This window comes from Leptolyngbya sp. BL0902, from assembly GCF_016403105.1.
GTDB lineage: Bacteria > Cyanobacteriota > Cyanobacteriia > Phormidesmidales > Phormidesmidaceae > Nodosilinea.
In genome coordinates this window covers 38,459-50,870 of sequence record NZ_CP046155.1, presented here as the reverse complement: position 1 = coordinate 50,870, position 12,412 = coordinate 38,459, and the positions used below count along the sequence as shown (strand labels likewise).

The window sequence follows — 12,412 nt, the reverse complement described above, 5'->3', positions numbered from 1 at the left end:
TCCACAAGCGGCAAAAACGCCATGCCAAGCTGTATCTAGCCTAACCATAATGCAACCAAAATTCTAACAAAACCCCAGGAATAAAGAGGGCAATTTCGCCCTTCCGACTTCCGACTCCCGGCCTTGGTGCATGACTTCGTGAATGTACCCTACTCTCCCGCCCCCCGACTCCCCCCATGCCCTCCCCCTACCATTGGATCCCCCGATCCCTCACCGCCCTCCACCGTGCCCATCGCTACCGCACTGTGCAGCCCGTCACAGGCAAAGCCGGGGCTGTGATGCTGCGGGATGGCCAACCCCTCATCAACTTTGCCAGCAATGACTACCTCGGCCTAGCGGGGGATCCTCGCCTCGCCGCTGCTGCCATTGAAGCGATTGAAACCTACGGCACAGGCAGCACGGGTTCCCGGCTGCTGAGCGGCCATCGGGAGTTGCATCGGGAATTGGAACTGGCCCTGGCTGATCTCAAACAGGCCGAAGATGCCCTGGTGTTTAGTTCCGGCTATCTGGCCAACCTCAGCACCATTGCCGCCCTAGTAGGGCCATCGGATCTGATCCTCAGCGACGAATATAACCACTCCAGTTTGCGAACCGGGGCCAAGGCCAGCGGAGCCACCACCTACGACTATCGTCACGGGGATGTCGAGCACCTAGAACAATGCCTTGCCGCCCATCGCGCCCAGCATCGCCGCTGCCTGATTACCACCGACAGTGTGTTTAGCATGGATGGCGACCTCTGCCCCCTGCCGCACATTCTCGATTTAGCCGACACCTACGAAGCCATGGTGCTGGTGGATGAGGCCCACGGCACCGGGGTTTTGGGCCATCGCGGCGCTGGCGCCGTGGAACACCTGGGCTGTCTGGGTCGCCCTATGGTAACGGTAGGCACCCTCAGCAAGGCGCTGGGCAGTTTGGGCGGCTATGTGACGGGTTCCCAAGCGGTGATTGATTTCTTGCGTAACCGTGCCCCCGGATGGATCTACACCACCGGACTCTCCCCGGCGGACACAGCAGCGGCACTAGCGGCGGTGCGCATTGTCCAAGCGGAACCCCAGCGGCGGCAGGCCCTTTGGCATAACTTAGACGACCTAAAGCGTCGCCTAGACGCAACCCTAGACGACGGGACAAAGCCAGTTTTTCAGCGACTGCCCTCAGAGTCCCCCATCCTGTGCTTGGTGGGAACGTCGGCCAGCCAAGTCGTCGCCGCCAGTCAGCGCTTGCAGGAGGTGGGGCTGTGGGTATCAGCGGTGCGTCCGCCCACGGTGCCCACCAGTCGGCTACGGATTACCCTGATGGCCACCCACCGCCAAGACCATTTAGAACAACTGACCGCAGGTTTGGCCTCCCTCGTATCGGCGTAGGCCGTTCCTAGGCCGCCCTGGATGCATTGCGGTAAACCTAGCGCTTGGAGCCCCAACGGCGTTGTTTGTGGCGGGCGAGGGTTTTGCGTTTGCGCTTTTCGATGGGGGTTTCAAAGTGGCGATTTTTTCGCATATCGGAGAAAATTCCAGCCCGCGATACTTTGCGCTTAAATCGGCGCAGGGCTGATTCAATGTTTTCGTCTTCTCCCAAAACAACTTGGGCCATGGGTGCTCCTAAACGTAACAGCGGTATGTGTCATTCCCCAGCCTGCTAGACTTCTCCCCAGAGGGGACGGGGGCCAGAGAACCTTGTCTCTAGGGGCTCACAGTCTTTACAAATGTCCAGGGGGAGAGACAAGCAGAGAAAATTCGATGAAACAAGCCTGCCCTAGGACTGTCGCAGCAGATCCCAGGGTTCTGATTCGGTACACCCTAGTCATTTTGGATAACGCGCCAAAGAACCCTGGAATCTCCTGGTGTTGCCCTTCCCTCGGTGAATGGTTGTCAACGGTTGGAAGGGCAAACAGCAGGAGGCTAGGGGGTTCTAGCGACGACGGTTGTTCCAGCCGCCGCCATCGGCGGGGCGAGATTCGCGGGGGCGAGCTTTGTTGACTTTGAGGTCACGGCCCATCCACTCAGCGCCGTCTAGGGCACTAATGGCGGCGTCTTCTTCCGCTTCGGAGCCCATTTCAACAAAGGCAAAGCCACGGGGACGGCCCGTTTCCCGGTCGGTGGGCAGGCTTACCCGACTGACGCTGCCATACTCGGCAAAGATTTCGCTGATGTCCGCTTGGGTAGCATCAAAGGATAGATTGCCAACATAGATCGACATAGAGACATCTCCAAACAATGGAAGTAGAGGAATGCAGTTTTCTGGAGATGTACCTAGACCTAAGACAAATCTGACGCAGGCGGCAATTCAACCATCAACTAACTCCGCTCAGCATATCACAGGGGTCAAAATTCCGCCGTCTTGCTGAGGGATGACTAGGGGGGAGGGGGATCGAACAAAAGCCCCTCTAGCCAAGGGCCGGAGGGGCAGGAGTTCCTGAAAATCGTCACTATACTTATCATCGAGCTAATGCTGATGACTGCCCAGGGGGGTGTGACCCATCATCGACCTTAGGGGTAGGTGGCGGAGGCCGTGAACTGCTTGTCCCAAATTTGGGGTCGATCTTCGATGCCGACATAGCTCTGTTGCCGTGGCCCGGTGTAGATCTGGGTGGGCCGGAAGATCCGGTTTTCGCCCAGTTGCTCCTTCCAGTGGGCCAACCAGCCCGCCACCCGCGCAATGGCGAAGACGGGGGTGAACAGGTCGGTAGGAATGCCCAGCTTGCGATAGACCAGACCGGAGTAGAAATCAACGTTGGGGTAGATGCCCTTGTGGCCGAGGCGTTCGGAGACCGCCTGCTCCATTTCTAGGGCGATGGCGTAGTATTCGTCTTGGCCAAATTTTTCAAACAGTTGCTCGGCCAGCCCTTGCAGAATGGTGGCGCGGGGGTCTTTGACCTTATAGACCCGGTGGCCGAAGCCCATGATTTTAGACTTCTCGGCAATGCAGCGATCTACAAAGGGCCGCACGTTTTCTACGGATCCGATCTGCTGAAGCATATCGATGACTTCTTCGTTGGCCCCGCCGTGGAGTGGCCCCGCCAGGGTGCCCACCGCCGAGGCCACCACGGCGTAGGGGTCGGTCAGGGTGGAGGCCGTCACCATGGCCGAAAAGGTGGAGGCGTTGATGGTGTGCTCGGCGTGGAGGGTGAGGCAGATATCAAAGATACGGGCGGCGAGGGGGTCGGGTTCGCGCTCGTTCAGCATGTAGAGAAAGTTGGCGGCGTAGTCGAGATCGTCCCTCGGCTGCACGGGGTCGTTGCCCTTACGCATCATCTGAAAAGCCGCCACCATGGTGGGAATTTTGGCCAGCAGGCGCACCACCGCTTTTTGGATATAAACCGGGTTGTCGAGCGCTCGTCGGGAGTAGAACAGCCCCAGGGCAGCGGCACAGGCTTGCAGGGCATCCATGGGGTGGCCGCTTTCGGGGAAGCACTTCATCATGTCGCGGATGCGGTACTTGAGGCGGCGATGGTAGCGAATTTCGTGCTCAAAGGCATCCAGTTCGCTGCGGGAGGGTAGCCCACCCCAGATCAGCAGGTAGGCGGTTTCCACAAAGGTGCTGTGCTGGGCTAGATCCTCAATCCGAATGCCCCGGTATTCTAGGATGCCCGTCTGCCCATCCACGTAGCTAATGCTCGACTGGGTGGCCGGAACCCCTTCTAGGCCAGGTCTGTACTCACATACGGTCATAGATTCACTGCTCCCAATCGCTGATTCATAATTTCAACGGGGGTTGACACGCCGCCGTTATCCACGCTACCAAACTTTGGATTCCCCCAGATTCCGCCCGCCCTGGGCTAGGAACTGGCGTTCAAGCCCCTGAAATAGACGGCCTGGATGCTTCACCCAGGTTCCATCCAAATTACACCAAAACCCGAAACCCCTAGAACTGACGCCGGGAGAACACCACGGTGGCCAGGGCTAGCAGCAGGGCGCTATAGACTAGTCCGTAGGCCAGGTGGGTCAGCAGGGTAAGGGGGTCGGGCAGGAGTTCGAGGCCATAGACGGCCAGGTTGCGCAGGTTGAGGCGTTCGAGGTCGGGCAGCACCAGGTAAACCCCATTCGTGATCTGCTGAAGGCCGGGATTTTCGCTGCTTTGGGCAAAGGCTACCAAGTCCTGGGTGAGATGGCCCATTAGGTAGACCGCAAAGGTCAGCAGGGTGGCCAGGAGGGAACTGGTGAACACCCCAAATAGAATCGCCACCGCTGTCAGCAGCATGGCTTCGAGGAGCATAAACCCGGTGGCTAGGGCCAAGCTGACGAAGGAGAAGGGCACTCCGGTGATCCCCAGCAGGAGGGTAAACATCAGCCCCAGGCCCCCCAGCAGCACCGCCAGCACCGCCCCTAGGCCCAGGTACTTGCCCACAATAAACTCCCCGTGGCTGACGGGCTTAGCCAGCAGCACTAGCACCGTCCGCTTTTCAATTTCTTTGTTGACCAGGCCTGTGCCCACAAAAACCGCAATGATCACGCTGAGCAGATGCATGGCGGCAAGGCCCAGGTCGAGCAGGATTTTCTGCTCTGTCCCCGCCGAGACCGGAGGCAGCAGCAGGGTGGCCATCAGCATCACCAGGGCAAACAGGGCCATGAGATACAGAATGCGATCCCGGATGACTTCGAGGAAGACGTTGCGAGCAATCACCACTATGCGAGACAACACCATGGGTCTGATCGTCCTTCGGTTGGGCCTCTGCTAGTGTACGAGGTTTGGGGGCTAGGGGCGTCCGTGGCGCAGGGGGGTTTCGAGCTGACAGCGCACCTGCGTCCATGACGTGCCGCTTCCGGTGGCATCGGGGGTGCCGTAGGCGGTGGGCTGGGCCACGGGCATAATTTCGCACACCTTTTCAAAATAATAGCCATCGCTGGCGGCACTGGGGCCGAGCCACACGGCCTGCATCCGCAGCAGGTAGCCGTTCCCCTGGGTGGCGGTGTGTAGCCTGATCTGCCACAGTTGGCTTTCGGGGGTGGCGGGCTGGGCCACCTGTATCTGACGCTGGAGGGTTTGTTGGTGTCCTTGCAGGTTGAGCAGCCAGCGCTCGACCCAAGACCAGGGTTTGCTGTCGATCTGCTCCTTCACCCAAAATTCAGCCTGGGTGAGGTGGCTAACCCCCGCTGAGAGGGGCATGGCTTGGCCAGGAACTTGGTAGACAAAGGCACTGCGATCAAACTGGTCGGCAATCAGGCTGGGATAGTCGCGCAGCCAGGTTTGGATACGAAAATAAAACTGAAACCAACTGCTCAGCAACAAACTAATCCCTAGCAGCAGGGCTAGCTGCTGGCGAGTGGCTGGGGGCGGCTGTTTAAGCTGCAACTCCCAGCTCAGCAGATGGGGTACGGCCACTACCACAAAGGACATCAGCGGCCAGGTAATCAGGGCGGGCTGAAGCCAAGCCCCGCCCCAAGATCCAAAGAGAAATAGGCAGAGAATTCCCCCGGCCACCCAGGGCGCAATCGAGAGGCCAAAGGGGCGAATCTTCTGTGCCTCGAAGGCCCAACCTACCCCCAGGGCCAAAAAAATCCAGGCCAGGGTGGCCATCAGCCCCACGGTAAAGGGGCTGGCCCCCAACAGCCGACTCAGGCCCGACATCAGCCACGAAATCAGGCTCATGTAAATCACCGTGAGCCAGGAAAAGGCCGACTTGGGCCAGAGGGTGGTTTTAAGGCTGGCAACGTAGGGGCGCAGGGGCGGAATCATGGAAGCACAACTTGGAGCTGAAGGAAAAGCAACACGACGATGACCGTAAAGCTGAGGGCATTGGCTTGGAGGACGGCCACGGTGTAGGTTGCGGTACGAGACCGGGCGGCGGAGGGGGCTCCTCGGCGGGCAGAACGGCTGCGGCCAGGGCGGTCAGACAGGGCAGGAGCCTCCAAAACAGGAGCCTTGCCCAACAACGCCACCAGGGCACTGAGGCTCTGAAGTTTGACCCAATAGGTGGCAAAAAACACCACTATCGCCGCCATCACCATCATGACGGGGAGCGCTTCCAGCCAAGGGTTTTCAAAAAAACGGCTGAACAGCACGTAGCTCATAATTTGCTGGCGCAGGGCCGTGGGCAGCACCGCTTCCAGACTGAGGAAGGCAATCCAGCCCAGACTGGTAGACAGCAGGTTGATGGTGGCGGCATACTGCACGCTGGTTTGGTAGCCCAGGCGCAAATGCTGGCGCAGCACCATCGCCTCTAGGGCAATGGCCACCAGCAACAGCATGGACTGAAACACCACGGCCTTGAGCGGGATTAACCCCAGATCAGCCAGTACATCCGTGGGGGACATCGCAGAATTGGGTAACAAGTGGTTTTAAGGATACTGCTGAGTGACAAAATGGGCGTAGGGAGTTCCGCGCTTTCGCTAAAATTAACCCTGGGCTTGCCCCCTTCCCCCCGCCTCTCCCACATAAAAGAGGGGCGCTAGAGGCCGTCTTTCACCCCCACATTCCCATGGTTAGAACTGGTATTGGTATTCGCACGGCCCAACAAACCAATGAACGGCTGACGGGGCAAATCCATGTCTACGACGGCGAGGGCAAGGGCAAATCCCAAGTGGCCCTAGGGGTGGTGCTGCGATCCATTGGGCTGGGCATTCAAAACTTTATGGAAAGCCGGGTGCTGCTGCTGCGCTTCCTCAAAGGCCCAGGCCGCACCTACGACGAAGACGCCGCCATCGAAGCCCTCCAGCGCGGCTTCCCCCACCTGATTGACCAGGTGCGTACCGGACGGTCAGAATTCTTTGGCCCCGACGAAATCACCAAGTTCGACAAGCAGGAGGCCCAACGCGGCTGGGACGTGGCCAAGGGGGCCATCGCCTCTGGGCTGTATTCTGTGGTGGTGCTAGACGAAATCAATCCCGTGCTGGATCTGGGCCTGCTCTCGGTGGAAGAAGTGGTCAAAACCCTGCGCCGCAAGCCCGACCACCTAGAAATCATCGCCACCGGACGCAGTGCCCCCCGCCCCCTGCTCGACATCGCCAACCTGCACTCCGAAATGAAGCCCCAAATCCACACCTCCGGCATCCCCGGTCTAGAGGGCATCGAAATCTACACCGGGGCGGGCAAGGGTAAATCTACCAGCGCCCTCGGCAAGGCCCTACAAGCCATCGGGCGCGGCATCGGCCAAGACCTCTCCCACCGGGTGCTGATTATTCAATGGCTGAAGGGGGGCAACGGCTACACCGAAGACGCCGCCATCGCCGCCCTTCGCAAAATTTACCCCAACCTGGTCGATCACCAGCGCTGTGGCCGCGATGCCATCGTTTGGCGCGGACAGCAGCAGGACATCGACTACGTAGAAGCCGAGCGGGGCTGGGAAATTGCCCACACCGCCATCGCCTCTGGGCTCTACAAAACCATCATTTTGGACGAACTCAACCCCACGGTAGATCTCGAACTGCTGCCGGAGGAGCCCATCGTCCAAGCCCTGCTGCGTAAACCCAAGGACACCGAAGTGATCATCACCGGGCGCTGCAAAAATCCGCCCACCTACTTTGAGCTAGCCAGCACCCACTCGGAGGTGTTTAACCACAAACACTACGCCGAAAAAGGCATCGACCTCAAGCGGGGTGTGGATTTTTAGCCTCGTGCCCCATGACAACGGCCTGTTCCTGGCCACACTCATTCGTCTCCGATGACTGATGGAGAGGCGCTGTATAAAAATAATGGGCGATACTGGACTCGAACCAGTGACATCCTGCTTGTAAGGCAGGCGCTCTACCAACTGAGCTAATCGCCCGTGCGTTTCACGATTAGACATCCTAGCAGAGAACGAAGCACTTTTAGCACCGTGTCTAGATTCTTCGGCAAAACCGAGGAAATCTTGGGGGCGCAGCGGGGGCTTACCCAGGATGCGCCTTGCCTTTGACGGCGAATCTTGATACACCTAACTCCATGTCATCAGGTCGTACCCATGATCGCATTACCCTTTGGACACTGCCGCTGGTGGTGGTGCTGGCGTTTCGGCTGACGCTGAATGCTTGGTTGACGGTGTGGGTGTGTCTAGGATTCTTGGTGGGGGGCTGGATGTTTGGCCCTGATCTGGACATTCATTCGGTGCAGTATAAGCGCTGGGGCTGGCTGCGCTGGATTTGGCTCCCCTACCGCAGCCGCATCCGCCATCGGTCGGCGTGGTCCCACGGGCCAGTGATTGGCACGCTGATTCGGGTGATCTATGCCTTGCTGTGGCTGAGTTTGGCGGGGCTGGTGGGGATTGCGGTGCTCAACGGGCTGGGGCAAACGGCCATCACCTGGGACGCTTTGAGGGCCGGACTGGGCGAACACCTGCGCCTGCATTGGCCGCGCTGGCTGGCGATGGTGGCGGGGCTGGAACTGGGTGCCCTCAGCCACTACACGGCAGATTGGGTTTCCTCGACCTGGAAGCGGCATCGTTCGGGGGCTAAGACGTCGAAAACCCGATCCAAAGGACGCTCCCCAAAGCGTTCCCAAAAATCCTCCCCAAAGCGTTCCTCAGCCTCTCGATACCCCGTCGCAAAGGTCAATCCCGCTGCGAAATCAGGTACAGAGGAAAAACCAGGCCCCACCCTAGTCAACCCAAACGATCTGCCTCCGCAGTAGTGGGGCCATTACTGCCTGAGGATGACAGGCCAGCCTTGGCCTCAGGCGGCCACTTCATCAAGGCTTGTGAATCCTGCAAACCCCAGTGGGGAACCGGGGTATACTAAAGCCATCGCCCTTTAGCCGCACCTCTGTCGTGGATTTGTCCTGTAAAAGTGAATATGCCCTGCTAGCGCTGATTGAACTGAGTGCCCACCACGCTAGCGGTGAGCCCTTACAAATTCGTCAAATTTCCGCTAAGCAAAACATTCCTGACCGATACTTAGAGCAACTGCTGGCCACCCTGCGTCGGGCCGGGTTGGTGAAAAGCCAGCGGGGGGCGCGGGGGGGCTATTTGCTGGCCCGCGAACCCTGGAAGGTCAGCCTCTATGATGCGGTGAGCTGCATTGAGGGGTTTGACGGCCAGCCCGATGGGGACAAATCCCCCAAAACATCGGAGGCGGTGGTGATTCAGGATGTGTGGGGCGAGGTGCGGCAGGCTGCCGAGACGGTGCTGCAACGGTATACTCTGCAAGATCTGCTGGATCAGCGCAACGCCAAACAACAGATCGACATCATGTACTACATCTAGGCCAGACCCATGCGTATTGCAGACAACGTAACCCAACTCATTGGCCGGACGCCCCTGGTGCGGCTCAATCGCATTCCCCAGGCGGAGGGCTGTCTGGCCCAGATTGTAGTCAAGCTGGAGGGCATGAATCCCTCGGCTTCGGTGAAGGATCGCATTGGCATCAACATGATCGAAGCCGCCGAAGCCGAGGGGCTGATCACGCCCGGTAAAACCACCCTGGTGGAGCCCACCTCTGGCAATACGGGCATTGCCCTGGCCATGGCGGCGGCAGCGAAGGGCTATCGCCTCATCCTCACCATGCCCGAAACCATGAGTTCGGAGCGGCGGGCCATGCTGCGGGCCTACGGGGCCGAACTGGAACTCACCCCCGGCATGGCAGGGATGTCGGGCTGTATTCAGCGGGCTCAAGAAATCATAGACACCCTGCCCGATGCCTATATGCTGCAACAGTTTCGCAACCCGGCCAACCCCGATATTCACCGCCGCACCACCGCCGAAGAAATTTGGGCCGACACCGAGGGTCAGGTGGATATCCTCGTGGCTGGGGTGGGCACTGGGGGCACCATCACCGGGGTAGCCGATGTGCTGAAGTCGCGCAAGCCGGGGTTCAAGGCCATTGCGGTAGAGCCTGTGAACAGCCCCGTGCTCTCCGGCGGACGGCCCGGTTCCCACAAAATTCAGGGCATTGGGGCCGGGTTCATTCCTGAAGTCTTGAATGTGGACTTGATCGATGAAGTGGTGCAGGTGGCCGACGAAGACGCCATTGCCTACGGTCGGCGCATGGCCCGCGAAGAAGGGCTGCTGTCCGGCATTTCCAGCGGTGCGGCGATTAAGGCCGCTGTGGAGGTGGGTCGTCGGCCCGAAAACGAAGGCAAGCTGATCGTGGTGATTCAGCCCAGCTTCGGCGAACGCTACCTCAGCACGCCCCTGTTCCAAGACCCCGAACTGATGGCTCCCTTGGCGGTGAACTAGGGCAGCAACCTCCACATCGGGCCAAGTCCGCCTGGAATATCCCTGATTCCCTCCTGATTCTCTTGGGGTACATTGCGGCTTACTAACGTGATAAATCCACTGCCCAAGAGGCTTTTCGCCGCGAATGCACCCTACGGCCCCACCCTTTGATCACCGGGGGATAGGATTCAGACTTGGTATCAAGCCCAGGATCATGACGCCCCTCCTCAGCGGGGTATCTACCGGGCCAACCCTGTTACAAGAGCGCCTGCTCGGTGGCGGGGTCGAACAAATGCACCTTGTCTGGGGCAATGCCTAGCCACACTTCGTCGCCCATGTGGACGGGCTGGTCGGGGGGCACTTTGGCTTGCAGGGTGAGGTGATCGTTCTGCACGGTTAGGTAGGTTTCGCTGCCCAGGGCTTCGAGGTGGGTGACGTGGCCACGGATATTTTTGGGGGCGGGCAGGGCCAAGCTCAGGTGTTCGGGCCGAATGCCCAGCAGTAGGGATTGGCCATCGTGGGCCATCAGGCGATCTTCCCAATCCCCCAGCAGAGACAGGCGAAATTCCGGGTGGATCAGCAGGTAGGGAGCCTGCACCTGCACCGGGATGAAGTTCATCGGCGGCGACCCAATGAATTCGGCCACAAAACGGTTGGCGGGGCGGTTGTACAACTCCAGCGGCGGGGCCACCTGCTGAATTTGGCCCTGGTACATCACGGCAATGCGATGGCCCATGGTCATGGCCTCCACCTGGTCGTGGGTGACGTAGATGGTGGTGATGCCCAGTTGCCGTTGCAGGTTGACAATCTGGGCGCGGGTTTCCATCCGCAGTTTGGCGTCTAGGTTGGAGAGGGGTTCATCCATCAAAAACACCTGGGGATTGCGGGCCATGGCGCGGCCCAATGCCACCCGCTGTTTTTGGCCGCCGGAGAGCTGGCGCGGAAAGCGATCCAGCAGGGTATCCATTTGCAGCATTTTGGCCACCGCCCGCACCCGTTCGTCAATCAGCCGCTCGGCGTCGGAGATGTAACGCAGGTTGGGGGGCAACCGTCGGGTGATGGAAACCAACGGCTTTTCCCACCAGCGGCCCTCGGTCAGCAGCCGTTCCAGTTCTTGATTGGCGGGGGAGTCGCTGACGGGCAGGGGCTTTTGTCCGGGTTCCAGATCCGGCAGGGATTTTTCTAGATCCGCCCCCATGCGGCGCAGGCCAAAGGCTAGATTGTCGTACACCGACAGGTGCGGGTAGAGGGCATAGCTCTGGAACACCATGGCGGTATCCCGCTGTTTAGGGGGCAGGTCATTTACCTTGCGGTTGCCCACCCAGATGTTGCCAGCGGTCAGGGTTTCGAGGCCGGAAATCAGCCGCAACAGCGTACTTTTGCCGCAGCCCGATGGCCCCACCAGCACCATAAATTCGCCATCCTCCACCGTCAGGTTGATGCGCTTCAGCACCGCTGCTTCCGGTTCAGCCTCGGCATCCGCAGCGGGACGAGACGACCGGGACTTCGGGAAGGTTTTGTAGACGTTTTCGATTGCGACGTAGGCCACGGCAGAGGGGTGGATGGGGAATGGGCAACGAATCGCGAGTCTTGGCCCTCACCCTGGCCCTCACCCTAAATCCCTCTCCCAAAATGGGAGAGGGACTTGGAAAGGTTGTCCGGCTCCCCTCTCCCTCCTGGGAGAGGGGCTGGGGGTGAGGGCCAGCCTAGGGCAAGGGGCAAGGAAAGATCACCCTCTATTTATAAGCCGCGATGCACTGGCTGACTAGGGCTTGCACCTTGTCCACATTCTGCCAGCCGAGGATTTCGGTGACTTTTTTCTCTAGATTTTTGTAGCTGCGGAAGAATTCGGCGATTTCGTCCAAACGGTGGGGGGCCACGTCATCCAAAGACCGCACGTTGGCGTAGCGAGGATCGGCCACGGGCACGCAGAGGATTTTTTCGTCCCGGTCGCCGCCGTCGATCATTTCCAACATGCCGATGGGCCGCGCCGCAATCACACAGCCGGGGAAGGTGGGCTGATCCATCATCACCATGCCGTCGAGGGGGTCGCCATCGTCAGCCAGGGTGTTAGGCACAAAGCCGTAGTCTAGGGGGTAATGCACCGAGGAAAACAGCACCCGATCCAGGGCAAAGGCATTCAGGTCTTTGTCAAATTCGTACTTATTTTTGCTGCCCGCCGGAATTTCGATCAGGACGTTGATCACCCCAGGCTCAGGCTGGGCCGGAATGCGAGAAAGATCCACCATACTGCTATATCCAGGAAAAACATTCGACACTGTATTTTACGGGCTGACGGGAGCCTTTCAACAGAGGCCGCAGCTTGACTGGGCTAACCAGGATGAGGCCGCT

13 protein-coding genes and 1 tRNA gene are annotated in these 12,412 nt (G+C 59.4%); 5 read left to right on the top strand and 9 right to left on the bottom strand.

What is annotated here, in order from left to right:
- Positions 1–176: 176 nt before the first annotated feature.
- Positions 177–1,361, top strand: a complete 1,185-nt coding sequence (bioF, locus tag GFS31_RS00200) for an 8-amino-7-oxononanoate synthase (protein WP_198806331.1) — start codon at positions 177–179, stop codon at positions 1,359–1,361.
- 37 nt (positions 1,362–1,398) lie between these two features.
- Here bioF and rpsU read toward each other — a convergent pair whose 3' ends face one another.
- The 6 genes from rpsU to fraC form a co-directional block, all read right to left on the bottom strand.
- Positions 1,399–1,587 (bottom strand): 30S ribosomal protein S21, encoded by a 189-nt coding sequence (gene rpsU, locus GFS31_RS00195; protein ID WP_190493012.1) that lies wholly within the window; start codon positions 1,585–1,587, stop codon positions 1,399–1,401.
- A gap of 318 nt (positions 1,588–1,905) precedes the next feature.
- On the bottom strand, positions 1,906–2,193 hold the full coding sequence (locus GFS31_RS00190) for an RNA recognition motif domain-containing protein (RefSeq protein WP_198806330.1): 288 nt from the start codon (positions 2,191–2,193) through the stop codon (positions 1,906–1,908).
- A gap of 290 nt (positions 2,194–2,483) precedes the next feature.
- A complete protein-coding gene (locus tag GFS31_RS00185; protein WP_198806329.1) occupies positions 2,484–3,665 on the bottom strand; it encodes a citrate synthase in 1,182 nt (393 codons plus the stop codon).
- A gap of 193 nt (positions 3,666–3,858) precedes the next feature.
- Positions 3,859–4,638, bottom strand: a complete 780-nt coding sequence (locus GFS31_RS00180; RefSeq protein ID WP_198806328.1) for an ABC transporter permease — start codon at positions 4,636–4,638, stop codon at positions 3,859–3,861.
- Positions 4,639–4,689: 51 nt separating this feature from the next.
- Positions 4,690–5,670 carry a DUF5357 family protein gene (locus GFS31_RS00175; protein ID WP_198806327.1) on the bottom strand — a complete coding sequence of 327 codons (981 nt, stop codon included), beginning with the start codon at positions 5,668–5,670 and terminating at the stop codon, positions 4,690–4,692.
- The gene (gene fraC / locus GFS31_RS00170; protein WP_198806326.1) at positions 5,667–6,248 is read right to left on the bottom strand and encodes a filament integrity protein FraC; all 582 of its coding nucleotides are present in this window, start codon (positions 6,246–6,248) and stop codon (positions 5,667–5,669) included. Before fraC ends, GFS31_RS00175 begins: the two co-directional genes overlap by 4 nt.
- 164 nt (positions 6,249–6,412) lie before the next feature.
- Between fraC and GFS31_RS00165 the strand changes: the two genes are divergently transcribed.
- Positions 6,413–7,543: a cob(I)yrinic acid a,c-diamide adenosyltransferase gene (locus GFS31_RS00165; RefSeq protein WP_198806325.1), complete on the top strand. Its 1,131-nt coding sequence runs from the start codon at positions 6,413–6,415 to the stop codon at positions 7,541–7,543.
- 83 nt (positions 7,544–7,626) lie between these two features.
- On the opposite strand, the gene GFS31_RS00160 is transcribed toward GFS31_RS00165, so the two are convergent.
- Positions 7,627–7,699 (bottom strand) — tRNA-Val (locus GFS31_RS00160).
- A gap of 155 nt (positions 7,700–7,854) precedes the next feature.
- Here GFS31_RS00160 and GFS31_RS00155 point away from each other — a divergent pair.
- The 3 genes from GFS31_RS00155 to cysK all read left to right on the top strand — a co-directional run bounded on the left by GFS31_RS00155 (position 7,855) and on the right by cysK (position 10,081).
- Positions 7,855–8,538 (top strand): metal-binding protein, encoded by a 684-nt coding sequence (locus GFS31_RS00155; RefSeq protein WP_198806324.1) that lies wholly within the window; start codon positions 7,855–7,857, stop codon positions 8,536–8,538.
- A 136-nt stretch (positions 8,539–8,674) separates the two neighbouring features.
- Positions 8,675–9,109, top strand: a complete 435-nt coding sequence (locus GFS31_RS00150) for an RrF2 family transcriptional regulator (protein ID WP_198806323.1) — start codon at positions 8,675–8,677, stop codon at positions 9,107–9,109.
- A gap of 9 nt (positions 9,110–9,118) precedes the next feature.
- On the top strand, positions 9,119–10,081 hold the full coding sequence (gene cysK / locus GFS31_RS00145; RefSeq protein WP_198806322.1) for a cysteine synthase A: 963 nt from the start codon (positions 9,119–9,121) through the stop codon (positions 10,079–10,081).
- 235 nt (positions 10,082–10,316) lie between these two features.
- Here cysK and GFS31_RS00140 read toward each other — a convergent pair whose 3' ends face one another.
- On the bottom strand, positions 10,317–11,609 hold the full coding sequence (locus tag GFS31_RS00140; protein ID WP_198806321.1) for an ABC transporter ATP-binding protein: 1,293 nt from the start codon (positions 11,607–11,609) through the stop codon (positions 10,317–10,319).
- Between the two features lie 187 nt (positions 11,610–11,796).
- On the bottom strand, positions 11,797–12,306 hold the full coding sequence (locus GFS31_RS00135) for an inorganic diphosphatase (RefSeq protein WP_198807944.1): 510 nt from the start codon (positions 12,304–12,306) through the stop codon (positions 11,797–11,799).
- Positions 12,307–12,412: the final 106 nt, after the last annotated feature.